Raw genomic sequence first — 26,252 nt, 5'->3', positions numbered from 1 at the left:
GTTCGTCGTTTATGGGCCCCACCCTGTCGTAGCATGGGGCGGTCGACCGCCGCCGCTGGGGCGCGGGATCGCATTGGAAGCACGCAATGGAAGCACTGATAGCCCTGGTCGTACTGGTTCTTCTGGCCATCCCGCTGTTGCTGGTGGTCGCGCTGGTGATGATTGCCGGCCTGCGCCGCCGCGTCGCTGCGCTGGAAAGCGCGATGGCCGCCGCGCCGGCCGCCGTCAGGCCGGCCGCCACCGCATCCGCGCCTGAACGGCCTGGGGCCGCACCTGCTGCCAGCGCCGATCCACCGTTCCTGCGGCCGGCCGCCGCTGCTGTGCCTCAGCCCCCGCAGCCACCGGTGCGCGAAGCAACGCCCACCGGGGTGCCTGTCCCCCGTCCTGCTGCGCCACCGCCGGTGCCACCGGTGCCGGTGCAGCCGCCGCTGCCTTCCGAACCGGCACTGCCCAATGTCATCGAGCGTGGCATCGGTGCGGTCAAGCGCTGGTTCACCGAAGGCAACGTGCCGGTCAAGATCGGCATGCTGGTGCTGCTGGCCGGTGTCGCTGCGCTGCTGAAGTACGTCAGCGACCAGGGCTGGCTGGTGCTGCCGATCGAACTGCGCCTGGCCGGCGTCACCGTGGCTGCGCTGGGCCTGCTGGCCTTCGGCTGGCACCAGCGCGAACGCAGGCGGCTGTTTGCGCTGGCGCTGCAGGGCGGTGCCATCGGCGTACTGCTGCTGACCATCTTCGCGGCGTTCAAGCGCTTCGACCTGATTCCGCCGGCCTTTGCCTTTGCCAGTTCGATCGCACTGGTGGCCGGGCTGTGCGTGCTGGCGGTGGTGCAGAACTCGCGCACGCTGGCCGTACTGGGCATCCTGGCCGGCTTCATGGCACCGCTGTGGTTGTCCACCGGCAGTGGCAACCACGTGGGGCTGTTCAGCTATTACGCCGTGCTCAACGCGGGCATCTTCGCCATCGCCTGGTTCCGGCCATGGCGCGCGCTGAACCTGCTGGGTTTCGCCTTCACCTTCGGCATTGGCACCTTCTGGGGCGTGCTGCAGTACGCACCGGACAAGTTCAGCAGCACCGAGCCGTTCCTGGCGCTGTTCTTCGTGTTCTACCTGCTGATACCGCTGCTGTACGCGCGTCGCCAGCCGGCCGGCCGCCGTGACCTGATCGATGGCAGCCTAGTGTTCGGCACGCCGCTGGTCGCGTTCTCGCTGCAGGCGGGCATGCTGCACGCGCAGCCGATGACGCTGGCGCTGTGCGCGCTGGGCCTGGCGGCGATCTACGCCGTACTGGCGCGGGCACTGATCGCGCGCGCGTCTTACACCGTGCTGGCGCAGTCGCATGCGGTGCTGGCGGTGGGCTTCGCCACGCTGGCGGTGCCGCTGGCATTGTCGGCGCGCGCCACCGGCGCCGTGTTTGCACTGGAAGGTGCTGGCCTGGCGTGGTTGGGGCTGCGCCAGAAGCGCTGGCTGCCGCAGGTCTCCGGCGCGTTGCTGCAGATCGGCGCCGCATTCGCCTTCGTTGCCGGTGGCGATCACTGGCACGAAGACCTGCGCTTCCTGATCAACCCGACCGCCATTGGCGCGCTGCTGCTGGCCCTGGCCGGCTTCGCGTCGGCGTGGAGCTACCAGCGCAGGCCGCGTCATGAGGTCGCACTGGTGTATTACCTGTGGGGCCTGCTGTGGTGGCTGGGCGGCCTGGTCCATGAGATCACCCGCTTCTTCCCGTACCGCACCGAAGTGGACGCGTTGCTGGTGCTGGCCGCGGTCACTGCCTGGCTGGCGGCCGAAGCGCAGCGTCGCCAGCCGGCGCGTGCGCTGGGCGTTACTGCGCTGGCCATGCTCGCGCTGGGCTTCCCGCTGGCCCTGATGCAGAGCGATGCACACCACCAGCCGTTCGCCGGTCATGGCGCGCTGGCCTGGGCGGTGTTCGCGGTGCTGGGCGTGCGGACCCTGCTGTGCCTGCGCCAGGGCGGCGATACCGTGGCCCGCATCGCGCAGTTCCTGTGGTGGCTGCTGTGGCCGTCGCTGCTTTCGCTGCTGGCCTTGTGGGGTGGTGGCGAGGCCGGCCTGGCGCAGGGTTGGACGACCCTGCTGGTGACCTTGCCGTGGCTGCTGATGGCGGCGCTGTCGCTGTGGCGCTGGAACGCATTGCGCTGGCCGCTGGGCGCGGCCTTCGACAGCGTGCGCGTCCCGCTGCAGTGCGTGCTGTTCGGCCTGCTGGCGATCGGCTGGCTGTTCGGCCAGCTGCTGCCGGGCGACGCCGCACCGCTGCTGTGGCTGCCGGTGCTGAATCCGGCGGAGATCGGCCAGTGGCTGAGCTTGTTGCTGCTGGCGCGCTGGCTGTACGGCGATCAGCAACCGCAGGCACCGCAGGCATTGCTGAACATCCGCATGCCGCTGCTGGCATTGGCGGCCTTCCTCGCGTTGACCAGCCTGGTGCTGCATGGCGTACACCAATGGGGTGGACTGGCGTGGAATGCGTCGATGATGCGCTTCAGCCTGGCGCAGACCAGCCTGACCGTGTTGTGGAGCGTGCTGGGTGTGATTGCCTGGGTGTGGGGTTCGCGTCGCAGCCAGCGTGTGTTGTGGATGGTCGGTGCCGTGCTGATGGGCGTGGTGCTGGCCAAGCTGGTTATTGTCGATCGCCAGCACCTGGGCAACCTGCTGGGCATCGCATCGTTCATCGCCTACGGCCTGCTGTGCACGGTAGTGGGTTATCTGGCACCGGCACCGCCAAGCGCGGCGCCGACCGTGGAGGAAACGCAATGAGGAAGTGGAGCAGGGCGCTGCTGCCGGCGATGTTCGGCATGCTGGCCGCCGTCGTGGTACAGGCGGCTGATTACCGCACGCAGTATGCCGAGCAATGGCCGCTTACATTGTCCAGTGCGCAGTCCGGTGCCTACCGTATCGTGCTGGAGCCGGCGATCTACCGCCGTGCCGTAACCGCCGATCTCAGCGATCTGCAGGTGTTCAACGCGGCCAGCCAGTTGTTGCCGTCGGCACTGCTGGCGCCGGACCAGCCGCTGGCGCAGTCGCCGGTGCAGCGTGAACTGCCGTGGTTCGTGCTGCCGCCGCTGGCCGATGCCCAGCGCAACGACCTGCAGCTGCTGACCGAGCGCGATACCGATGGGCGCGTGCGCCGGGTCGAAGCGCGGGTGGGTGGCGGGGCAGCGGCGAGCGGGCAGGGCGGCTGGCTGATCGACGCCAGCATGCTCGACCAGCAGCCGCTGGCGGCACTGGTGCTGGACTGGACCGACAGCGGCCAGCCGCTGCAGGCGCAGGTGCAGCTGGATGCCAGTGACGACCTGCAGCACTGGCGATCGATTGGCCGCGACGTGCCGCTGGTGGATCTGCAGCGCGCCGGCAAGCGCCTGCTGCAGCGCCGCCTGCAGGTGGACGGCGCTGCACGCTACCTGCGCATCCTGGCGCAGGGCGACTCGCGCCTGCCGACCCTGCGCGGCGTACTGGCGGAACTGCCGCCAGCACCGGCCACGCTGCCTTGGGAATGGCTGTCGCTGGAGCCGACGTCGTTGGGCAAGGGCGAGTACACCTTCGAGATGGATGGCCGGTTCCCGGTGGCGCGTGCCGATGTGGCCAGCACCGATAACAGCCTGGTGCAATGGACGCTGTTCAGCCGCGATGACGAGAGTGCGGAATGGCAACGTCGCAGCGCGCCGTGGATCGCCTACCAGGTACAACAGGGCACGCAGGGCCAGCGCCAGCAGTCGGCGGCACAGCCGCTGGGCGGGGTGCACCGCGACCGCTACTGGAAACTGGTGGCGAATCCGGCGGAAACCGCCACCGCGCCGACACTGCGGTTGGGCTACCAGCCGGAAGTGCTGGTGTTCCTGAGCCAGGGTGCGGCGCCCTACGCACTGGCGGTGGGCAGCGCGACCGCGCGCCGCACGGACGCGCCGATCGGGGTGCTGATCGAGGAACTTCGGCAGCGCAACGATCCTTCGTGGCAGCCGACACTGGCGCGCCTGGAAGGCAGCCCGGAGCCGCTGGCCGGCGATGCAGCACTGAAGCCGCAGCGCGATTGGAAATCGTGGTTGCTGTGGGCGTTGCTGGGCCTGGGCGTACTGGTGGTGGGTGGCCTGGCGCTCAGCCTGCTTCGGCAGAAGCCTGCGCCTTCGGAATAGGTTCCAGCGAACGGCGCAGCCCCTCGTGGGTGGGCGGTTGGTCGCGTAAAGCAAAAGCAAAAGCAGCGCTTGGCCGGGCGGGGCGGGTTCGCGGGGGACGCCGCAAGTACGTCCTTGTAGGCTTGGCAGCCGCATCCATGCGGCTGACACCCCCGCGAACCCACCCCGCCCGGCCTCTGACAATTTCCGTGTGCGTCCACCCACGGAAAGAAAAAAAGAAGAGCAAAAGCTGTTTGGCAGGGCGCTCTTTGTAGAGCCGAGCCCATGCTCGGCTGCTGTTCGCGATAGACCCCGCCGAGCACGGGCTCGGCTCTACATTTTTCTCCGGCACCAGAAACCGCTTTTGCCTTTGCCATCTGCATCACCTCAGGTGCCTGTCGAGGCCGGGGCGGTGTGGGCTGACACCCCTGCCAGCCCACACCACCCCTGCCCACTCACAGCACCACGAAGCGCCAGCGCTTTGGCCGTTGCCGTTGCTGTTGCATTTGCCCTGCGCCTCTGCCTGCCGCAGGCATCGGCCCTCCCACCAGCCGCACCCGATACAATGGCCGTCTGCCGCAGTCCGGCATCCCGTCCCCGAGCCAAAGAGTTGCCCATGTCCATTGTCCGCATGACCGACCTCGACCTCTCCGGCAAGCGCGTGCTGATCCGCCAGGATCTGAACGTGCCGATCGAGAATGGCCGCATCACCTCCGAACAGCGCATCACCGCTTCGCTGCCGACGCTCAAGCGCGCGCTGGAGCAGGGCGCGGCGGTGATGGTCACCTCGCACCTGGGGCGCCCGAAGGAAGGCGTGTGGAGCGAGGCCGATTCGCTGGCACCGGTCGCCCAGCGCCTGTCCGAGCTGCTGGGCCGCGAAGTTCCGCTGGTGCGCGACTGGGTCGACGGCGTCGACGTGCAGCCGGGCCAGCTGGTGCTGCTGGAAAACTGCCGCATGAACGTCGGCGAGGGCAAGGATGACGAGGCCCTGTCGAAGAAGTACGCCGCCCTGTGCGACGTGTTCGTGATGGATGCCTTCGGCACCGCGCACCGTGCGCAGGCCTCCACCCACGGTGTCATCCGCTTTGCACCGGTCGCGGCCGGTGGCCCGCTGCTGATGGCCGAACTGGACGCGCTGGCGCAGGCGCTGGATGCACCGGCCAAGCCGCTGCTGGCCATCGTCGCCGGCAGCAAGGTCAGCACCAAGCTGGAGTTGCTGGCCAATCTGGTCGGCAAGGTCGACCAGCTGATCGTCGGTGGCGGCATCGCCAACACCTTCATCGCCGCAGCTGGCTACAACGTCGGCAAGTCCCTGTACGAGCCGGACCTGCTGGACACCGCGAAGAAGATCGTGGCCGATGCCAAGGCACGCGGCGCCGACATTCCGCTGCCGGTTGACGTGGTCACCGCCAAGCAGTTCCTGCCCGACGCTGCCGCAGAAGTGAAGGCGGTCGATGCCGTTGCCGAAGACGACCTGATCCTGGACATCGGCCCGCAGACCGCCGCGCAGTACGCGCAGCTGATCGAGAAGGCCGGCACCGTGGTCTGGAACGGCCCGGTCGGCGTGTTCGAGTTCGAAGCCTTCAGCAAGGGCACTGAAGCGCTGGCCCGCGCGATCGCCAGCTCGAAGGCGTTCTCCATCGCCGGCGGTGGCGATACCCTGGCCGCGGTCGACAAGTTCGATATCGCCGGCGACGTCAGCTACATCTCCACTGGTGGTGGTGCGTTCCTGGAATTCCTGGAAGGCAAGACCCTGCCGGCTGTCGCCGCACTCGACGCGCGCGGCGCATGAGTGCCGAGCGCGGCAAGGATGTGCTGTTCTTCGATCTCGACGGCACGCTGATCGATTCGCAGGTGGGCATCACCGCCTGCATCGCCTATGCGCTGCAGAAGATGGATCATCCGGTGCCGCCGCAGGAAACCCTGCTGGGCTGGATCGGTCCGTCGCTGCGCACCACCTTCGCGCCGTTGTTCGTCGAACCGGCGCGGGTGGAACAGGCCGTGGGCTACTACCGGGAGCGCTTCGACGTCGAAGGCTGGCGCGAGCACACGGTGTACCCGCAGGTGGAAGGCACGCTGCGCACGCTGCATGGCCGTGGACACCGGCTGGCGGTGGTCACCGCCAAGAACGAGCCGCACGCGCGCCGCATCCTCGCCCACCTGCCGTTCGGTGGGCTGTTCGAGGAGATCGTCGGTTCAACCCTGGATGGCTCGCGCAGCCACAAGCCGGAACTGGTCGGCGAAGCACTGCGCCGGCTGCAGGTGCAGCCGGCACAGTGCTGGATGATCGGCGACCGGCGCATGGACATCGAAGGCGCGCGCCACCATGGCCTGCGCAGTGTCGGCGTGCTGTGGGGCTTTGGCGGAGAGGCGGAATTGACGGAAGCCGGTGCCAGTCAGCTGGCACGTGAGCCGGCGCAGCTGGAAACGCTGCTGGCCTAGCTTCCTGTAGAGCCGAGCCCATGCTCGGCCCCACAGAACCGCCCCTGCGCCAGCGTATGTCCGGACGATGTCCGCTTCATGACCCGCGAAGTCAGGCGGCACAAGGCTGTAACCGTATACATGCGGCGTGAAGGATGTGCTAATTTCCGTTCTTTACCGGGAGAGGCCCATCCACCATGTTCGAGCGTCAGCGTCGCACCAAGATCCTTGCTACCCTCGGTCCGGCCACTGACCCGCCGGGCGTGCTGGAGGATCTGTTCCGCGCCGGCGTCAACGTGGTGCGCCTGAACTTCAGCCATGGCGATCCGTCCGGCCAGGCCAAGCGTGCCGCCGAAGTGCGTGCCGCTGCGGCCCGCGTGGGCGTGGAAGTGGGCATCCTGGCCGACCTGCCGGGCCCGAAGATCCGCATCGAGCGCTTCGCCGAAGGCAAGGTGCAGCTGAAGGCGGGCGACCGCTTCGACCTGATCGCCAGCGAGAACGCCGGCCCGGGCACTGCCAGCGAGGTGGGCGTGAGCTACCTTGGCCTGCCGCAGGACGTCGGCCCGGGTGATGTGCTGCTGCTCGACGACGGCCTGATGCAGTTGCAGGTGGTGGAAGTGCAGGGCGACCGTATCGTCAACACCGTGCTGAATGATGGTGTGTTGTCCGACCGCAAGGGCCTGAACAAGCAGGGCGGCGGCCTCTCGCTGGGTGCGCTGACCGAGCGCGACAAGGAGCTGATCGGCATCGTTGCCAAGATCGGCGTGGACTTCATCGCCGTGTCGTTCTGCCGCAATGCGCAGGACATGAACGATGCGCGCGACATCGCCCGTTCGCACGGCTGTGATGCCGCGCTGGTGTCGAAGATCGAGCGCACCGAGGCAATCGAGAACCTGGAAGAAATCGTCGAGGCCAGCGACGTGGTGATGGTCGCCCGTGGCGACCTGGGCGTGGAAATCGGCGATGCCGAGCTGCCGGGCCTGCAGAAGAAGATCATCAAGGCCTCGCTGGCGCAGAACAAGGTGGTGATCACCGCCACGCAGATGCTGCAGTCGATGGTGGAAAGCCCGATCCCGACCCGCGCCGAAGTACTGGACGTGGCCAACTCGGTCATCGACGGCACCGACGCAGTGATGCTGTCGGCGGAAACTGCCGCTGGCGCCTACCCGGTCAAGGCCGTGGAGGCGATGGCACGCATCTGCCTGGGGGCCGAGCGCCAGTTCCAGACCGAGACCGACTTCAACGCGTCGCCGCGCAACCTGGAACGTGCCGACCAGGCGATTGCCATGGCCACCATGTTCCTGTCGCAGCACGTGGGCGTGCGCGCGATCGTGGCGATGACCGAATCCGGTGGCACCGCACGTTACCTGTCGCGTTTCCGCGCCAAGGCGCCGGTGTTCGCGGTGACGCGCCATGACGGCGCGCGCCGCCAGATGGCGCTGATGCGCGATGTGTTCCCGATCAACTTCGACAGCCGCGGCCTGACCCCGCGCGAAGCCGCGCGCGGCAGCATCCGCCTGCTGGTTGAATCGGAACTGCTGCAGGCCGGTGATCGCGTCGTGTTCACCAGTGGCGAGCACATGGAAACCCACGGTGCCACCAATACCCTGCGCCTGCTGGAAGTGGGTGAGGACGGCCGCGCCATCGGCCTGGGCGACCTGTAAGTAGTGCTGCCCTGGGGCCGGCGCCGCGTTGCGGATCCGACCCCGGGGGCAGACCCCCGCAGAGGCCCTGACCCCCGACGGCGGGACACGGCGTGTCCGGTGCGGACATTGGAAGCGTTTCCATCCTGTCCTCCACGGCGAGGCAACGGGCCGCGGGGCTATACTTGTGTTTTTCCCGCACCCGCCACAGGAAATACATGAGCATCGAACAGCTGGCTGAAACCGCCCAGGCCATGGTCGCCCCGGGCAAGGGCATCATCGCGATCGACGAATCCACTGCTACCATCGCCAAGCGTTTCGCCGGCGTCGGTATCGAGAACACCGAGGAGAACCGTCGCGCCTACCGCGAGCTGCTGCTGACCACGCCGAAGCTCAACGAGCACATTTCCGGCGCCATCCTGTTTGACGAAACCATCCGCCAGTCGACCAAGGACGGCGTGCCGTTCGCCAAGTACATGGCCGACCACGGCATGATTCCGGGCATCAAGGTGGACAAGGGTGCGCACCCGCTGGCCGGCTGCCCGGGCGAGCTGGTGACCGAAGGCCTCGATGGCCTGCGTGAGCGCCTGCAGGAGTACTACAAGCTGGGCGCGCGCTTCGCCAAGTGGCGTGCGGTCATCAACATCGGCGAGAGCATCCCGTCGGGCACCTGCATCGAGTCCAACGCCCATGCGCTGGCCCGCTATGCAGCGCTGTGCCAGGAATGCGGCCTGGTGCCGATGGTCGAGCCGGAAGTGATCATGGACGGCGATCACGACATCGAAACCTGCTACGAAGTCACCGAAGCCACCCTGCGTTCGCTGTTCGACGCCCTGTACCAGCAGAACGTGCTGCTGGAAGGCACCATCCTGAAGGCGTCGATGGTCATCTCCGGCAAGGGCTGCGATGAGCAGGCCGACGTCGAGGAAGTGGCCGAATCGACCGTGATGTGCCTGAAGAGCACCGTGCCGGCGATCCTGCCGGGCGTGGTGTTCCTGTCCGGTGGCCAGAGCGACGAGCAGTCCACCGAGCACCTGAACGCGATGAACCAGCTGGGCAACCTGCCGTGGCCGCTGAGCTTCTCCTACGGCCGCGCCATGCAGCAGGCCGCGCTGAAGCTGTGGGCCAAGGACATGAAGGGCAACTACGCTGCTGCCCAGAAGACCGTGTACGAGCGCGCCAGGGACAACGGCCTGGCGGCGCTGGGCAAGTGGAACGGTTGATCCGTCCCATCGCTGGATGAACAAGGCAGCGCCGGCATCACGCCGGCGTTTGCTTTTGCGGGTATCTTTTCCGCCCCCATGCGCCTGGCCGGTGCGTGGGAACCACATGGAAGGCCAAGGAGAAACAACATGCGTTTGGCAGCAATCACACTGGCCGTAGCCACGGTCCTGGTCGTCGGCGGGTGCAACCGCATCGGCGGCGGCGCGGATGCGGGCAAGGCCGCGTCGCTCGATTTCGACAAGCCGGTCTCCGGCGAGATCACCTCGCGCAGCGGCATCAACTTCAACGACGGCAGTCATCACCAGCTCTACCAGATCAAGCTGGAAGACAGGGATCTGGTCGGCCTGAAGCTTACTGGTGCCCTCAGCGGTTCGATTGCCGTGTTCAACAATGGCAGCCTGGTATCCACCAGCAACACCGGCTATGAGCGCGAGGGGGACGTCTCGCTGGCTTTCCGCGCCAACGGCAGTGGTACCTACCAGGTGGCAGTCAACGCCGATGGCCCGACCGCGTTCGGCCCTTATCGCCTTCGCGCCGAGAAGCTGAAGCCGTACGACGGCAAGCCGCTGGTGGGCAGTGGCGAGATCGTCGATATGCTGGCCAGCAACTCGCAGGACTACACCTTGCAGGTGGACAAGGCGGGCCTGTACGAGATCCGGCTGGTCTCGGATGCCTTCGACCCGGTGCTGAAGCTTTCCGGGCAGGGCGTGGATGCCGAGAATGACGACGGCGGCGACAGCACCAACTCGCGCCTGACCCTGTCACTGAAGCCGGGCAAGTACACGCTGACCGCGCGCGGCCTGGGCGACGGCGTCAGTGGCATGTTCACCTTGTCGGCCAATCGCATCGAGCTGCCGGGCAACCTGGTCGATCGCGATGGCACCGCATTGCCGAAGTCCGGCAGCGTGTACACGATGCTCGACAACGATGGCGTCCGCCGCTTCCTGCTGACGTTGGACCGTCCGACCAATGTGCGGTTGGATGCGATCTCCGGACAGCTCGATACCGTGCTGCGCGTGGTTGGCGGCGATGTCGAACTGACCGACGATGACGGTGGCAACGATACCAACGCACGCCTGGAAGAAGCATTGCCGGCTGGTCATTACACCGTCGAGGTGTCCAGCCTGAGCAACGGCGCGGGCATGGTGGAAGTACGCGTGCAGGTGGACGGCGCCAGCGCCGACGAGGCTGCGGCCTCGGCGGCAAGTGCCGCTGCCGACGCCGCCGCTGCTGTGGCCGATGACGCCACCGCGGTGGAAGCTGCCAGCCGTTGAACGTGTTCCACACTCCGTGGGAGTGTGGACAACGGTGCTACAGGAAAGGCCGGGCAATGCCCGGCCTTTCCTTGACGCTGACCGCCGGATTCAGTGCGCGGCGGCAAGGCCCGCATCACCCAGGGGCGGCAGCAGCGACCCACGCGGTTCGCTGTCAGCACTTTGCCCGGCGGCGCTCAACGCCTGCTGGTAGGCCTTGGCCGTTGCGGTATTGAACGCCACCAGCACGATGCGCATCGGTTGCGCATGGCTGCGCTGCCAGGCCAGTGTTTCGGTGACAGCGATCTGCGCGGCCTGGTACAACGGGTAGCCATACACGCCGCAGCTGATCGCCGGGAAGGCGATGGAGTGCACGCCCAGTGATTCGGCCAGCTGCAGTGACTTCCAGTAGCAGTTGGCCAGCAACGCCGGTTCATCGCGCTGGCCGTCGTGCCAGACCGGGCCTACCGTGTGCAGTACATGGCGCGCCGGCAACGCATGGGCACCGGTGGCGCGCACTTCACCCGTCGGGCAACGCACGCCCGGGCGCAGCTCCGGCAACTGCTCGCATTCGGCCCGCAAGGCGGACCCGGCTGCACGATGGATCGCGCCGTCTACACCGCCGCCACCGAGCAGCGTTTCATTGGCCGCGTTGACGATCGCATCCACCGCCAGGGTCGTGATGTCGCCCTGCCAAACCTCGATCTTCATGCGTCCGTCTCCTGCCTGTGAGGTGATCCGCGCAGCATCTGCGCCGGCTGTTCCCACGGTAGGGGACAGGGCATCGATGCTGCGTCATGACCGTCTCACGCGCTGCGATCCGACGGCCTTCGCGCACGATGGCGGGCGACGCCTTCACGCAGGCTGAAGCGGGAAGGGGGCGGATCCTTTTCCGAATGGAATAGGCTCTGATCCCGGCTGTTACGGCAGGCCGGCCAGCCAGTCGTCGTCGGATCCTTCGTTCACATCGGCGAACAGCGGTGTGGAGAAGTAACGTTCACCAGTATCCGGCAGCATCGCAAGGATCACCGAGCCCGGTTCAGCGCGGGCAGCGATGTCCAGTGCGCTGGCCACGGTGGCGCCGGCGGAGATGCCGACGAAGATGCCTTCCTCGGCGGCCAGGCGACGCGCGGTGGCGATCGCGCGATCATCTTCGACCGAGACCAGTTCATCCACCACGTCGCGGTTGAGCACGTCCGGCACGAAGTCCGGGGTCCAGCCCTGGATCTTGTGCGGCTTCCAGTCATCCCCCTTGAGCAGGGCGGCGCCGGCCGGTTCGGTGGCGATGATGCGGGTCTGCGGGCGTGCCACCTTCAGCACTTCGCCTACGCCAGTGAGCGTGCCGCCGGTGCCCCAGCCGCTGACGAAGTAATCCAGCCGCTTGCCGGCGAAGTCGCGCAGGATCTCGGCAGCGGTGGTGTTGCGGTGATACGCCGGGTTGGCCGGGTTGGCGAACTGGCTGGCCAGGAACCAGCCGTGCTGCTCGGCCAGCTCGGCCGCCCTGCGCACCATGCCGCTGCCGCGCTCGGCGGCCGGGGTCAGGATCACCTTGGCGCCGTAGGCACGCATCAGCTTGCGGCGCTCGACCGAGAAGGTTTCGACCATGGTGGCCACGAACTTGTAGCCGCGCGCGGCGGCGACCATCGCCAGTGCTACGCCGGTGTTGCCCGAGGTGGCCTCCACGATCGTGTCGCCCGGCTTGAGCAGGCCACGTGCTTCGGCATCGAGGATGATCGCCAGCGCCAGGCGGTCCTTCACCGAGCCGCCCGGGTTGAACGACTCGACCTTGGCGTAGACGCTGACCTGCGGGGGCGCCAGGCGCTGCAGCCTGACGATGGGGGTGTTGCCGACGGTATCGAGGATGGAGTCGTACAGGGCCATGGGAGCGCTCCGGAAACGGGGCCGCGCCGGGTTACGGCGGGCGAAGGGGGGAGGGCTGGCCGTTCAGGCCAGCGGCTGCCGGCTGACCGTAGCGCCGGCATATGACGCCCGGAAATGACCAGATACCTTTCTTAAACAACCTTTGGTTATAAGCTGGTGACGGCAATTGACCCTAGAGTGGACTTCCGCCCCATGCCGCCTGCCTGCCCATGACGCTGACCCAGCTGCGCTACCTGGTAGCCATCGCCGACGCCGAGCTGAACATCACGCTGGCCGCCTCGCGCGTGCACGCCACCCAGCCCGGCCTGTCCAAGCAGCTCAAGCAGCTGGAGGACGAGCTCGGCTTCCTGTTGTTCGTGCGCAAGGGGCGCAGCCTGGAGTCGGTTACCCCGGCCGGAACCGAAGTCATCGCGCGTGCCCGCGCGGTGCTGGCCGAAGCCAACAACATCCGTACGTACGCGGCAAACCAGCGGCGCGAAAGCCAGGGCCAGCTGATCCTGACCACCACGCACACCCAGGCGCGCTTCGTGTTGCCGCCGGCGGTGGCGGCGATCAAGCAGGCCTATCCGCAGGTCAGCGTGCACCTGCAGCAGGCCGGTGAAACCGACGCGCTGGACCGCTTGAACCAGGGTGACGCCGATATCGCCATCATCAGCACCGCAGGCGGTGAGCCGACCGATGGCATCGCAGTGCCGCTGTTCCGCTGGCGACGCCTGGTGGTGGTACCCAAGGGCCACCCGTTGGACCGCGCCGGCCGCGCACCGGACCTGGCCGCGCTGGCCCGCCAGCCGCTGATCAGCTACGAATCCTCAACCCGACCGAACTCATCCCTGCAACGCGCCTTCGCCACCAATGGGCTGGTGCCCGACCTGGCGCTGACCGCGCTCGATGCCGACCTGATCAAGACCTACGTGCGCACGGGGCTGGGCGTAGGCCTGCTGGCCGAGATGGCGGTCAGTTCCAATGACGAAGACCTGAGGTCGTGGCCGGCGCCGGATCCGATCAGCGAGTGCATCGCCTGGGCGGTGTTGCCGCGCGACCGCGTGCTGCGTGATTACGCGCTGGAGCTGGTGCACGTGCTGGCCCCACAGATTGATCCGCGCGACCTGCGGCGGGTGCTGGATGGCAACCAGGCCGCAGCGTGGCCGGTGCCCCCGACGTGGGAATCATTGACCCAGACCATCACGGTGTGAGGGGTTGGTCGAGCAGGGCTTGCAGCCCTGCACCCGCCGAATCAATGGCAACAGCCGAAGCAACAGCAACAGCTGGCTTCCGTGGGGGGCGGGGCGGTGTGGGCAGGCAGGACACGCCTTAAACCCATCCTTGGGGGCTCGATGGCGCCATCCATGGCGCCAACGGTCCTGCCTGCCCACACCGCTCCGCCTCTGACAGATCCCGATGGCTGTTGGTAGGTGTCGACCTTGGTCGACACAGTAGATCCACGCCATGCGTGGATGCTTTTCGATTCCAATTCGAAATATTCGATTCCGATGGAGTTTCATCCACGCATGGCGTGGATCTCCTGCAGATCGCGGGAAGCTGTCGAAGGCGGGGTGGGTCCGGTTGCGGGGGCATGAGCCGCATGGGCCCGAGGCATGCCTCGGGCGGGTTGGGCAGGACGCCCAACCCCGGTCTTGCCGTGTGCGCAGGACAGCGCACACGAGCAAGCGGCGACCGAGCCTACATGGACGTATTTACGGCGTCCCCCGCAACCGGACCCACCCCGCCTACCTACAGGAAGCCCGCTTTTGCTTCGGCTGTTGCTGTTGCTCCAGCTCGCAGCGGGTGCAGGGCGCAGCCCTGCCGATAAACCCCCTCCTGCGACGGTTCGTCGCACAGGGCAACCCTGGACCTGCCTCTACACTGGCGCGGTGACCCGCCTGTCCCGCCCGCAGCGCCTTCTGCTCCAGCTCGCCGTCCTGGCGACGCTGCTGATGGTGCTTGCGCCACTGGTCAGCCGCGCGCTGCAGGCGCCGCCGATGGACCACGCGGCGATGGCAGGCATGGACCACGCGGCCATGGGACATGACATGCACGACATGACCATGGCCGGGCACGACCCGCATGGCGCTTCGCAGGCAGCACCCAACCGCCCGGCCGACCCCCACGCCATGCACGGCGAAGCCTGCGAATACTGCGTGCTGGCCATGCGCCTGCTGCCGTGGCTGGCGGTGCTGGTGCTGCTGTTGCCGTTGCTGTGGCGGCCGCGGCTGGTATTCCCGTGGTCGCAACAGGTGCTGCCGGCACTGCGTTGGCCGGCGCACGCCGCACGTGGGCCACCGCGCCCCGCCATCGTCCGCTGATGTCCCTATCGAATCTGCCGCACGACGCCTGACCGGGCGCCGTGCGCGCGTGCGTACTTTGGAGCTGTTCCGATGAAAATGACTTCCCGCCCCGCGGGTGCCTGCGTGCGCCTGCCGGTTGCCCTTGGCCTGGCCGTGGCTGCAACGCTGGTCCACGCCGCGCCTGCCGAAGAGGCGCGCACTCTCGACACGCTGGTGGTCACCGCCGCCGCGCCTTCGTCGCCACTGCACTGGGTGACCGATCCACGCCTGCCACGGCAGCCGGTTCCGGCCAGTGACGGCGCCGATTACCTGAAGACCGTTCCTGGCTTCTCCGCCATCCGCAACGGCGGCACCAACGGTGACCCGGTGCTGCGCGGCATGTTTGGTTCGCGCCTGAACATCCTCAGCAATGACGGCAACCTGATCGGTGCCTGCCCCTCGCGCATGGACAACCCGCTGTCCTACATCGCACCGGAGAGCTTCGACCGGCTGACCATCATCAAGGGCCCGCAGAGCGTGCGCTGGGGGGCAGGTGCCTCGGCCGGCACCGTGCGCTTCGAACGCGATACACCGCGCTTCGAGGAACCGGGCCTGCGTGCCGATGCCAGCGCGCTGGTCGGTTCGCGCAACCGCAACGACCAGGTGCTGGACCTGACCCTGGGCAACCCGACCGGCTATGTGCGCGCCAGCGGCAACCGTTCCGAAGCCGATGACTACAAGGACGGCCACGGCGATGTGGTGCCATCGAGGTGGCGCAAGTGGAACGGTGACGTGGCGATCGGCTGGACGCCGGATGCCGACACGCTGCTGGAAGTTTCCGCCGGTGCCGGCGATGCGATCGCACGCTACGCGGGGCGCGGCATGGACGGTGCCGCGTTCGAACGCACCAGCTACGCCGCGCGCTTCGAGAAGCGCAACCTGCCCGGTGCGTGGGACACGCTGCAGGCCAACGTGTACTACAACGAGGCCGACCACGTGATGGACAACTACACGCTGCGCACGCCGAATCCCAACAGCATGATGCCGATGCCGATGGCGTCGAACGTAGACCGCCGTACCCAGGGCGGCCGGATCAGTTCCGAGTGGGGCTGGCAGGACGTGCAACTGGTGGCGGGTGTGGACGGCGAAGACAGCCGCCATCGTGGCCGCATGGGCATGGGCCGCGACACCTACCGCCAGGCCGCCTGGGAGACCGATGCCAACTTCCGCCGCTATGGCGTGTTCACCGAGTTGACCCTCGGCGCCGGCACCGACCAGCGCTGGATCAGCGGGCTGCGCATCGATCGCGCCAGCGTGCGTGATGAGCGGCAGTCCGTCCGTGGAATGATGGGCAGCCGGCCCAACCCAACGGCCGGCGAGAAGCGCAAGGCGTGGCTCGGCAGTGGCTTCCTGCGCTATGAGCAGGACCTGGCCGACGGCCTGACCTGGTATGCAGGCCTCGGCCACAGCGAACGCATGCCCGACTACTGGGAGCTGTTCTCGCCCAACAACGGCCCGGCCGGCGCAGTGAACGCGTTTGCCGGCATCCAGCCCGAGCGCACCACCCAGCTCGATGTGGGCCTGCAGTACAAGGGACCGCGCGTTCAGGCCTGGGTCTCGGCCTATGCCGGGCAGATCCAGGACTACATCCTGTTCACCTATCATGGCAGCGGCATGATGGGCATGAGCCAGGCCAGCAACGTCGAGGCGCGCATTGCCGGTGCCGAGGCCGGGTTGGAAGTGAGCCTGGCCGAGCAGTGGAAGCTGGGTGGCACGCTGGCCTATGCCTGGGGCGAGAACCGCGACCAGCCGCGTCCGCTGCCGCAGCTGCCGCCGCTGGAAGCGCGCCTGAGTGCGAACTGGGAGGGCCAGCGCTGGAGCGCCGGTGCGCTGCTGCGTGCGGTGACCCATCAGCATCGTGTCGCAGATGGACAGGGCAACGTGGTCGCGCAGGACCTCGGGCCGAGCGCTGGATTTGCCACCTTCGCGCTCAATGCGGCGTACCGTTTCAGTTCGCAGCTGCAGCTCAGCGCCGGCGTCGACAACCTGTTCGACCGCGCCTACAGCGAGCACCTGAACCTGGCCGGCAGCGCCGACTTCGGCTTCCCGGCCGACCCGGTGCGGATCAACGAGCCGGGGCGCAGCGTGTGGATGAAGTTGAACTACCGGTATTGATCCGCCGGGCATAAAAAAAACGGGGCCGGATCCCCGCCAGGATCCGTCCCCGCCCGACGCCCTCGGTCGGGCAGGTTCGACTCTACGATGACGGCCGCGGTGGTGCACCACCGGATACACCCCGACACACGCCGACACCGCCCATGGCAGCCTTGCACGGAACGGGTTCAAGGCGCTATCGCAGCCTTGGTTCCACGCCGGTAAACGCTTGGCACATACCGCTTTTATGGGCACTTGCCTACACTCGGCGGCCGTGGATCAATCAGGACCGTTCATGTTGGCTCGTATCGCTTCGACCCTGGCCCTCGGCCTCAGCCTGGCCGTGCTGGCCGGGTGCGCAGGCAAACAGGAGGCCGCCGCACGTCGGCAGGGCGAAGCGGTGCCGGTCACTGCGCAGGTCGTGCAGCCCACGCAGTGGAACGACACCCTGCAGGCACTGGGCACGGCCAAGGCGCGCGAGTCGATCAGCGTCACTGCCAAAGTCAGCGAGATCGTCGAGAAAGTGCACTTCGAGAGCGGCCAGCACATTGCTGCCGGTGCGCCGATCGTGACGCTGCGCGGGCAGGCCCAGGAAGCCGCACTGGTGCAGGCGCAGGCCACCTTCCATGAAGCCGATCAGCTGTACAAGCGCCAGCGCGAACTGGCCGCCCAGCGTCTGGTCTCCAGCGCCACGCTGGATACGCAGAAGTCGATCCGCGACGCCGCCGAGGCACGCGTGATGCAGATGCAGGCAGACATTGGTGACCGACGCGTGCGTGCGCCCTTTGCCGGTGTGCTCGGCATCCGCCAGGTCAGCCCGGGATCGCTGCTGACCCCGACCACGGTCATCACCACGCTCGACGACATCGAGCACATGCATGTCGATTTCCAGGTGCCGGAAGTGGAGCTGGCTGCGCTGGGTGTTGGTGACAAGGTCAGTGCCACCAGCGTGGCCTGGCCGGGCCGCACCTTCGAGGGCGTGGTCAGCACCATCGATGCGCGCATCGATCCGGCCACCCGTGCGGTGACCGTGCGCGCCGATTTCGCAAATGGCGACCATGCATTGCGCCCGGGCATGCTGCTGGACGTGCGCCTGTTCCGCCCCGAGCGCCCGGCGCTGGTGGTCCCGGAAATCGCCGTGGTACAGGTTGGCCGCGATACCTTCGTGTACCGCATCAAGGCCGACGACAGCGTCGAGCGGGTGGATGTGGTCACCGGCGCGCGCCGTGCCGGCGTGGTCGAGATCCGGCAGGGCCTGGAAGCGGGCCAGCGCATCGTGGTCGATGGCACCGGCAAGCTGCGCCCGGGCCTGAAGGTTGCTGCGAAGGACGCCGCACCGGCCTCCGGCACCAAACCGGCTGACGCGCCGGCGCCGGTCGCGGCCGAGGGCCACGGCGGATGAAGCTGTCCGACATCTCCATCCAGCGGCCGGTGTTCGCCGTCGTGATGAGCCTGTTGCTGCTGGTGCTGGGCGTGATGTCCTTCACCCGCCTGACCCTGCGCGAGCTGCCCGCCATCGACCCTCCGATCGTCTCGGTGTCGGTGGACTACACCGGCGCGTCGGCGGCGGTCATCGAAAGCCGCATCACCCAGGTGCTGGAAGATGCGCTGGCCGGCATCGAAGGCATCGATACGATCAACGCGCGCAGCACCAACGGCCGCTCGCAGGTCAGCATCGAGTTCACCTCCAACCGTGATATCGAAGCGGCGGCCAACGACGTGCGCGATGCGGTCAGCCGTGTCGCCGACCGCATGCCGGAAGAGGCGCGGCCACCAGAGATTGCCAAGGTCGAGAGCGATGCCGACCCGATCATCTGGTTCAACATGGTGTCCTCGACCATGGACACGCTGGAACTGAGCGACTACGCCGACCGCTACGTGGTCGATCGTTTCTCCAGCCTCGATGGCGTGGCCCAGGTCCGCATCGGCGGCCGCCAGCGCTATGCGATGCGGATCTGGCTGGACCGTGACCAGCTGGCCGCGCGCGGGCTGACCACCGGCGACGTGGAAACCGCACTGCGCAACGAGAACGTGGAGCTGCCGGCCGGCCGCATCGAGTCGACCGACCGCGATTTCACCCTGCGCGTGGAACGCAACTACATCAAGCCCGAGGATTTCGCGACCATCCCGCTGGGCAAGGGCCGCGACGGCTACGTGGTGCGCATGGGCGACGTGGCGAAGATCGAGCTGGCCTCGGCCGAACGCCGCGCGTACTACCGCAGCAACGGCGAGCCCGGCATCGGCCTGGGCATCGTCAAGACCTCCACCGCCAACTCGCTGGACGTGGCACGCACGGCGCGCGCCGAGGCCGAGCGGGTGGCGCTGATCCTGCCCAAGGGCACGCAGATCTTCGTCGCCTTCGACAACACCACCTTCATCGAAGCTGCAGTGGACCGCGTCTACGCCACCCTGGTGGAAGCGATGATCCTGGTGCTGGCGGTGATCTGGCTGTTCCTCGGCAGCTTCCGCGCCGCGTTGATTCCGGCGGTGACGGTGCCGGTCTGCCTGGTGGCGGCGTTCATCGCGCTGTATGCGTTCGACTTCTCGATCAACCTGCTGACCCTGCTGGCGCTGGTGCTGTGCATCGGCCTGGTGGTGGACGATGCGATCGTGGTGGTGGAAAACGTGCAGCGCCGCATCGACCTGGGCGAGCCACCGCTGGTGGCCTCCAAGCGCGGCACCGCGCAGGTCGCCTTCGCGGTGATCGCCACCACTGCCGTGCTGGTGGCGGTGTTCCTGCCGGTCGGCTTCCTGGAGGGCAACACCGGGCGACTGTTCCGCGAACTGGCCGTGGCGCTGGCCGCTGCCGTGGCGTTGTCCGCGTTCGTTGCGCTCACACTGACGCCGATGATGGCTTCCAAGCTGCTCAAGCCGCATACCGGGCAGGCTCCGCGAGGCCTGCACGGCTTCATCAACCGCAACCTGGAACGCCTTGCGGGTGCCTATGGGCGAGTGCTCGATCACCATGTCGACCGCACCTGGATCTACCTGCTGGTGATGGTGGCCGCACTGGCTGCCAGCTGGGGCCTGCTCAAGCTGCTGCCGTCGGAACTGGCGCCGGCCGAAGACCGCGGTTCGTTCCAGATCATGATCGACGGCCCGGAAGGCGCCGGCTACGACTACACCGTGCAGCAGGTGCAGCAGGTGGAATCGCTGCTGGCGCCGCATGTCGGCCCGGACAAGCCGATCGTGCGTGCCAACCCCCGCGTGCCGGGCGGCTGGGGCGCCAGCGAGGAAATGCATACCGGCCGCGTCAGCATCTTCCTGCAGCCGTGGCGCCAGCGCAGCGAGGGTACGCCCGAAGTCGCCAACGAACTGCAGAAGGAACTGGATACCATCCGCGGCGTGCGCGTACGCACGCAGGTGGGTGGTGGCCTGGTGCGCAGCGGCGGCCAACCGTTCCAGATCGTGCTGGGCGGCCCGGAATATGCCGAGATCGCGCAGTGGCGCGACCGCATCCTGCTGCGCATGGCCGACAATCCCGGCCTGGTCGGCCCCGATTCCGATTACAAGGAAACCCGGCCGCAGATGCGGGTGAACATTGACCGCCAGCGTGCGGCCGATCTCGGCGTGCCGGTCACCGCGATCGGTTCGGCGCTGGAAACCATGATGGGCTCACGTCGCGTCACCACCTTCGTCGACAACGGCGAGGAGTACGACGTGCTGGTGCAGGCCGGTCGCGATGGTCGCGCCAGCCCGGCCGACCTGGCCGCGATCCGCGTGCGCGCCAACTCCGGCGAGCTGGTGCCGCTGTCCAACCTGGTCACGCTGAGTGAAGTGGCCGAGGCCGGCACCCTGAACCGCTTCAACCGACTGCGCTCGATCACCATCAGTGCCGGCCTGGCGCCGGGCTATCCGCTGGGCGAAGCCATCGCCTGGGCACAGAACGTAGCCCAGGAAGAGCTGCCGCAGTACGCACAGGTGAACTGGAAGGGCGAATCGCGCGAGTACCAGAGCGCCGGCGGCGCGGTGCTATTGACCTTCGCGATGGCGCTGCTGGTGGTGTACCTGGTGCTGGCCGCGCAGTTCGAGAGCTTCATCCATCCGCTCACCATCATGCTGACCGTGCCGCTGGGCGTACTCGGCGCGCTGGTCGGGTTGTGGGTGAGTGGCGGTACGGTGAACCTGTTCAGCCAGATCGGCATCGTGATGCTGGTCGGCCTTGCCGCGAAGAACGGCATCCTCATCGTCGAATTCGCCAACCAGCTGCGCGACGATGGGCGCAGCGTGCGCGAGGCGATCATCGAGTCGGCGATGGTGCGTCTGCGCCCGATCCTGATGACCTCGATCGCCACCGTGGTCGGCGCGATCCCGCTGGTGGTCGCCGGTGGTCCTGGTTCGGCCAGCCGTGGCACGATCGGCATCGTGATCATTTTCGGCGTGACTCTATCGACGTTCCTGTCGCTGTTCGTGGTGCCGGCGTTCTACGCGCGGCTGGCGCCGTACACTCGTTCGCCGGAAGCGGTGAAGCGCGAACTGGAGAAGCAGGAAGCGGAATCGCCGTCGGTGGGCGGGCATGCCTGACCCGGGCGCCGACGGGGGCGGCCCAGGGGGCGGATCCCTTTCCGGAACGGAAAGGGCTCTGACCCCGCCACTACAGGGTGACGGTTTCCAGCTGCGCCCCTGGCGCCCGGATGACCTGGACTCCCTGCTGCGCCACGCCAACGACGCCGAGGTATCGCGCGGTCTGCGCGACCGCTTCCCTTACCCGTACACGCGCGGGGATGGCGAGGCCTTCCTCGCCGGCCGCGTGCTGGCTCCCGGCACCCTGAACCTGGCCATCGAGATCGACGGCCAGGCCTGCGGCAGCGTCGGTGCCCAACAGGGCGTGGCCGAGCGTGGGCATACCGCCGAACTGGGTTACTGGCTGGGCCGGGCCTATTGGGGGCAGGGCCTGATGACCCGCGTGGTCGGCCTGTTCGCCCCGTGGGTGATGGATGAGCTGCGCCTGTTCAGGCTGCAGGCGACCGTGGTCGACTTCAACCTCGGCTCGGCCCGGGTGCTGGAGAAGAACGGCTTCCAGGAAGAAGGCGTGGAGCGTTGCGCGGTCTACAAGCGCGGCGTGTTGCACGACCTGCGCCGTTTCGCCCGGGTGCGCACGCAGCTGCCCTGAACACGCGGGCTGGCCGCTGTAGCGCCGAGCCCATGCTCGGCTGCCCTCGGGGGCCCAAGCCGAGCATGGGCTCGGCTCTGCAAAACAGCGCTACCGCAGCGGCCTGCGATCAGGGAGAATCGACCGGTCCCCTCCAGCCGACGGGACGTCCTTACAACCCGCCGACTGGAGAGAGCGCGCGTGGAAGCAACCGTACACTTCATCAACAGCATCATCTGGAGCAAGGCACTGATCTTCGTGTGCCTGGGCGCCGGCCTGTTCTTCAGCCTGCGCACCCGCTTCATGCAGATCCGTGGCTTCTTCGAGATGTGCCGCCTCACCGTCAGGGGTGAGAAATCCGACGCCGGTGTGTCCTCGTTCCAGGCGCTGGCCATGTCGATGGCCGGCCGCATGGGCATCGGCAACATCGCTGGCGTGGCCACCGCCATCGCCTTCGGCGGCCCCGGTGCGATCTTCTGGATGTGGGTGATGGGCTTCCTTGGCGCATCCACCTCGTACGTCGAATGCACCTTGGCGCAGATCTACAAGACCAAGGACGCGGAAGGCCGCTACCGCGGTGGCCCGGCGTACTACATCGAAAAGGCCATGGGCCTGAAGTGGTATGCGCTGGCCTTCGCCGTCGCCACGATCATCGCCGCAGGCTTCCTGATGCCGGGCGTGCAGGCCAACGCCATCGCCGACAGCATCATCAACGCCTGCCGTGGCACCGCGCTGTGCGGTCCGCTCGATGGCCAGGCCTTCGGCATGGAATCGGTGCAGGCGCTGAAGCTGGGGATCGGCATCGTGGTGGCGCTGCTGCTGGGCGTGGTCATCTTCGGTGGCGTCAAGCGCATCGCCAACTTCGCCGAAGTGGTGGTGCCGTTCATGGCCGCCGGTTTCATCCTGATGGCCATCATCATCATGATCATCAACTACGACCGCGTGCCGGAAATGTTCGGCATCATCTTCAAGAGTGCCTTCGGTACGCATGCCGCATTCGGCGCCATGATGGGCCTGGCGGTGGAGTGGGGCATCAAGCGCGGCATCTACGCGAACGAAGCCGGCCAGGGCTCGGGCCCGCACGCTGCGGCTGCCTCGGAAGTCTCGCACCCGGCCAAGCAGGGCTATGTGCAGGCCTTCGCGATCTACTTCGACACCATGATGGTGTGCACCGCCACCGCGTTCCTGATCCTGGCCAGCGGCACCTACAACGTGTACTCGCCGGTGGAGGGCGCCGCGCCGATCTTCCAGGGCCTGGCCGGCATTCCGGAAGGCGCCGGTTACGCGCAGGCCGGCGTGGAAGCGGTGCTGCCGGGCTGGGGTTCGGCGTTCGTATCGGTGGCCATCTTCTTCTTCGCCTTCACCACCATCATGGCGTACTACTACATGGCCGAGACCAACCTCAGCTATGTGAACCACAACAGGAAGCGGCCGCTGACCGTGCTGCTGCTGCGCCTGGGCATCATCGGCATGGTGGTGTTCGGCGCGTTCCACAATGCCACCCTGGCCTGGGCGCTGGGCGACATCGGCGTCGGCCTGATGGCCTGGCTGAACATCATCGCCATCCTCATCATCCAGAAGCCGGCGATGCTGGCCCTGCGTGACTACGAACGACAGAAGAAGCTGGGCCTGGATCCGGTGTTCGACCCTGATGCCCTGGGCATCAAGAACGCCGATTTCTGGCGCCAGCGCAAGCAGGAGAGTGTGTAAGTGAACAACCCTTGGAACAACCGCCGCCCGTCCGCCCGTCCGCCGCGCGCAACGCCGTTGCCGCGCCCGGAGGTGCCGGCAACGGGCGGTGGTGGGCGCGGTGGCAGCGATGAGCTGCGTCTGTACGGCCTGAATGCCGTGCTGGCTGCGTTCGAAGCGCGGCCGCAGGCGCTGCGCAAGCTGTACCTGCTGGAAGCACGCATCCCGCGCCTGCAGCCGCTGTTGAAGTGGTGCGTGGCCAATCGCGTGGGCTACCGTGTGGTTGAAGACGGCGATCTGAACAAGCTGGCCGGCACCACCCACCACGAAGGCGTGGTGGCCGACGTGCTGCGCGCCCCGGCGCTGCCGCTGGCGCAGTGGCTGCAGCAGGTCGGTGACGGCCCGGCGCTGGCGCTGTGGCTGGATGGTGTGGGCAACCCGCACAACCTCGGCGCGATCCTGCGCTCGGCCGCGCATTTCGGTGCCAAGGCGCTGCTGTTGCCGGCCGGCAGCACGCTCGCCCTGTCCGGCGCCGCCGCGCGCGTGGCCGAAGGCGGTGCCGAAGCGGTGCCGCTGGTGCAGCTGCCGGAGACCGCTCAGGCAATGGCGCAACTGCGCGCAGCCGGTTTCGGCCTGGCCGCGACCCTGGTCGAGGGCGGGGATGACGTGTTCCGCGCGTCCCTGCCGGAGCGGCTGGTGTACGTGATGGGCGCCGAAGGCGAGGGCATGGACCGCAGCCTGGCGGGTGCGTGCGACCTGCAGGTCTCGATTCCCGGCAGCGGCGCCGTGGAGAGCCTGAATGTGGCCTCGGCCACGGCGGTACTGCTGGCGCAATGGGCCAGTCGCCGCGATTGAACCCTTTGGGCGGGGTCAGAGCCCTCGCCCCGCGAGGACTCTGACGCTGCCGGATTCCGGTCCAGAACCCGCCGTGGTGGGTGCGAACCTTGGTTCGCACCGCTCCTGCCGCTGCGCTCGCCGAGCATGGCCCGACGCTACAGCATCATTCGTTCGGCGGCGTGGTCGCCTTGGCCTCGCTGCCGAAGCTGCCATCCGCTTCTGCCGCCAGATACGCGAACACGGTGTAAGCGGCCACGTTCTGCGCCAGGGCCTTCGGATCGATCTTGTCCAGCGTGTCGTCGGCGGTGTGGTGCAGGTGGAAGTAATCCGAGCCATCCTGCGCCAGCCACGCCCACGCACCACCCTTGGCTGCCAGTGGGCCGACGTCCGGGCCCGGGCCACCCTTGTCGGCCTGGTACTCGATGCCCAGCGGCTTCATCACTTCGGCAATCTGCTTCGTCGCTTCGCGTGAGCCTTCCGGATTCGGCGAACCGGTATTGAAGGCGTAGATGCGGCCCGCGCCGAAGTCGCTCTCGGCGGCCAGCTGGTGCAGGGCCACGTCCTTCGCGTGCGCTTCGGCGTAGGCCTTGCCGCCATACAGGCCCTGTTCCTCGTTGGCGAAGGCGACTACGCGGATGGTGCGCTTCGGTGCCTGCTTGAGCTGGCCGATCAGGTGGCCGGCGGCCATGGTGATGCCCACGCCCGCGCCGTCATCCACCGCGCCGGTGCCCAGGTCCCACGAATCCAGGTGACCACCGATCACCACCACTTCCTTCGGCAGGCTGCGGCCGGTGATCTCGCCGATCACGTTGTAGGAGGTGGCGGTGCCGTCCCAACCGCAATCCAGTGCCACCTTCACCGTGGTGCTGCCACGCGCCAGCAGGCGGGCCAGCTGGTCGGCATCGGGCACCGACAGCGCGGCCGACGGCACTGGGGTCAGGCCCTCATCGAAACGGGTAATGCCGGTGTGGGGCACGCGATGCGAGTCGGTACCGGCCGAGCGCATCAGGAAACCGACCGCGCCCTTGCGGATCGCTTCGGACGGCCCCTTGCTGCGGATCGCACCGCCGCGGCCGTAATCGCGGCCATCGCGGAACGGCAGCATCTGGTAATCGACGAAGGCGATCTTGCCCTTCAGCGAACCCGCCGGTGCGGCCTGCAGCGCGGCCAGGTCGGCGAAGCGCACCACTTCAGCTTCCACGGTGCCACCCGGGCTGCCGCCCAGTGCGGTGATCTGCAGCGGCTGCGGATTCTTGCCGGTCACGGCGGCGTGTTCACTGCGCCGCTCCCACTTCGGGAATGTCACCGGCTCCTTCCACACCTTGTCGAAGCCCAGGGCCTTGAACTTGGCTTCGGCCCAGGCCACGGCACGGGCATCGGCTTCGCCGCCGGCAATGCGCGGGCCGATCTCGGTGGTGAGCGACTCGACCACCTTCCAGCCGGTGTCATCGGCCAGCGCCTGGTCGCGCAGCTGTGCGGCGGTGGCCAGCGACGCCGGGGGCAGGGTAGTGGTGTGCGGCGCCGCGAAGGCCGGGGCGGCCAGCAGGGCGAGGGAGGATGCGATGGCAAGGACGCGGCGACGCATGGACAACTCCGGGAAGGGACCTAAGCCTTGGAGCTTAACAGTCGTTCAGCCCGGCGCATGGGCGGGAGGTCATGGCTGGCGCGAACGCTGTT

At 67.6% G+C, this 26,252-nt stretch carries 18 protein-coding genes; 15 read left to right on the top strand and 3 right to left on the bottom strand.

Going from position 1 to position 26,252, the window contains the following annotated elements:
* Window positions 1-86: 86 nt before the first annotated feature.
* The 7 genes from AB839_RS10550 to AB839_RS10520 all read left to right on the top strand — a co-directional run bounded on the left by AB839_RS10550 (window position 87) and on the right by AB839_RS10520 (window position 10,679).
* Window positions 87-2,765, top strand: a complete 2,679-nt coding sequence (locus tag AB839_RS10550) for a DUF2339 domain-containing protein (RefSeq protein WP_061479319.1) — start codon at window positions 87-89, stop codon at window positions 2,763-2,765.
* Window positions 2,762-4,138, top strand: a complete 1,377-nt coding sequence (locus AB839_RS10545) for a DUF3999 domain-containing protein (protein ID WP_061479318.1) — start codon at window positions 2,762-2,764, stop codon at window positions 4,136-4,138. The genes AB839_RS10550 and AB839_RS10545 overlap by 4 nt, the downstream gene beginning before the upstream one ends.
* A 595-nt stretch (window positions 4,139-4,733) precedes the next feature.
* Window positions 4,734-5,909 carry a phosphoglycerate kinase gene (locus tag AB839_RS10540; protein ID WP_061479317.1) on the top strand — a complete coding sequence of 392 codons (1,176 nt, stop codon included), beginning with the start codon at window positions 4,734-4,736 and terminating at the stop codon, window positions 5,907-5,909.
* On the top strand, window positions 5,906-6,559 hold the full coding sequence (locus AB839_RS10535; protein ID WP_049413168.1) for an HAD hydrolase-like protein: 654 nt from the start codon (window positions 5,906-5,908) through the stop codon (window positions 6,557-6,559). The genes AB839_RS10540 and AB839_RS10535 overlap by 4 nt, the downstream gene beginning before the upstream one ends.
* 176 nt (window positions 6,560-6,735) lie before the next feature.
* A complete protein-coding gene (gene pyk / locus AB839_RS10530) occupies window positions 6,736-8,202 on the top strand; it encodes a pyruvate kinase (RefSeq protein WP_005418863.1) in 1,467 nt (488 codons plus the stop codon).
* Between the two features lie 197 nt (window positions 8,203-8,399).
* Entirely contained in the window at window positions 8,400-9,404 is a 1,005-nt protein-coding gene (locus AB839_RS10525) for a class I fructose-bisphosphate aldolase (RefSeq protein WP_005418861.1), read from the top strand.
* 129 nt (window positions 9,405-9,533) lie between these two features.
* Window positions 9,534-10,679 (top strand): hypothetical protein, encoded by a 1,146-nt coding sequence (locus tag AB839_RS10520; protein WP_061479316.1) that lies wholly within the window; start codon window positions 9,534-9,536, stop codon window positions 10,677-10,679.
* Between the two features lie 90 nt (window positions 10,680-10,769).
* Here the strand turns inward: AB839_RS10520 and AB839_RS10515 are convergent, their stop codons facing one another.
* Window positions 10,770-11,369: an O-acetyl-ADP-ribose deacetylase gene (locus tag AB839_RS10515; RefSeq protein ID WP_061479315.1), complete on the bottom strand. Its 600-nt coding sequence runs from the start codon at window positions 11,367-11,369 to the stop codon at window positions 10,770-10,772.
* 210 nt (window positions 11,370-11,579) lie between these two features.
* Complete coding sequence (gene cysK / locus AB839_RS10510) at window positions 11,580-12,539, bottom strand: cysteine synthase A (protein WP_061479314.1); 960 nt, start codon at window positions 12,537-12,539, stop codon at window positions 11,580-11,582.
* Between the two features lie 209 nt (window positions 12,540-12,748).
* On the opposite strand from cysK, the gene AB839_RS10505 reads away from it, so the two are divergent.
* The 8 genes from AB839_RS10505 to AB839_RS10470 all read left to right on the top strand — a co-directional run bounded on the left by AB839_RS10505 (window position 12,749) and on the right by AB839_RS10470 (window position 24,593).
* The gene (locus AB839_RS10505; RefSeq protein WP_061479313.1) at window positions 12,749-13,732 is read left to right on the top strand and encodes a LysR family transcriptional regulator; all 984 of its coding nucleotides are present in this window, start codon (window positions 12,749-12,751) and stop codon (window positions 13,730-13,732) included.
* A gap of 678 nt (window positions 13,733-14,410) precedes the next feature.
* Complete coding sequence (locus AB839_RS10500; protein WP_061479312.1) at window positions 14,411-14,842, top strand: DUF2946 domain-containing protein; 432 nt, start codon at window positions 14,411-14,413, stop codon at window positions 14,840-14,842.
* A gap of 72 nt (window positions 14,843-14,914) precedes the next feature.
* A complete protein-coding gene (locus AB839_RS10495; RefSeq protein WP_061479311.1) occupies window positions 14,915-16,978 on the top strand; it encodes a TonB-dependent copper receptor in 2,064 nt (687 codons plus the stop codon).
* A gap of 274 nt (window positions 16,979-17,252) precedes the next feature.
* On the top strand, window positions 17,253-18,359 hold the full coding sequence (locus AB839_RS10490) for an efflux RND transporter periplasmic adaptor subunit (RefSeq protein WP_061479310.1): 1,107 nt from the start codon (window positions 17,253-17,255) through the stop codon (window positions 18,357-18,359).
* Window positions 18,356-21,481: an efflux RND transporter permease subunit gene (locus AB839_RS10485; RefSeq protein ID WP_061479309.1), complete on the top strand. Its 3,126-nt coding sequence runs from the start codon at window positions 18,356-18,358 to the stop codon at window positions 21,479-21,481. Before AB839_RS10490 ends, AB839_RS10485 begins: the two co-directional genes overlap by 4 nt.
* On the top strand, window positions 21,474-22,070 hold the full coding sequence (locus tag AB839_RS10480; protein ID WP_061479308.1) for a GNAT family protein: 597 nt from the start codon (window positions 21,474-21,476) through the stop codon (window positions 22,068-22,070). Before AB839_RS10485 ends, AB839_RS10480 begins: the two co-directional genes overlap by 8 nt.
* A 180-nt stretch (window positions 22,071-22,250) precedes the next feature.
* Window positions 22,251-23,759 (top strand): alanine/glycine:cation symporter family protein, encoded by a 1,509-nt coding sequence (locus AB839_RS10475; protein WP_061479307.1) that lies wholly within the window; start codon window positions 22,251-22,253, stop codon window positions 23,757-23,759.
* Entirely contained in the window at window positions 23,760-24,593 is an 834-nt protein-coding gene (locus tag AB839_RS10470) for a TrmH family RNA methyltransferase (protein ID WP_061479306.1), read from the top strand.
* A 145-nt stretch (window positions 24,594-24,738) separates the two neighbouring features.
* Here AB839_RS10470 and AB839_RS10465 read toward each other — a convergent pair whose 3' ends face one another.
* A complete protein-coding gene (locus tag AB839_RS10465; RefSeq protein WP_061479305.1) occupies window positions 24,739-26,160 on the bottom strand; it encodes a M28 family peptidase in 1,422 nt (473 codons plus the stop codon).
* Window positions 26,161-26,252: the final 92 nt, after the last annotated feature.

Origin of the sequence: Stenotrophomonas sp. DDT-1 (assembly GCF_001580555.1) — a bacterium.
GTDB classification, from domain to species: domain Bacteria; phylum Pseudomonadota; class Gammaproteobacteria; order Xanthomonadales; family Xanthomonadaceae; genus Stenotrophomonas; species Stenotrophomonas sepilia.
Note: the sequence above shows the minus strand (reverse complement) of the source record. Positions and strands in the feature narration are given on the sequence as shown.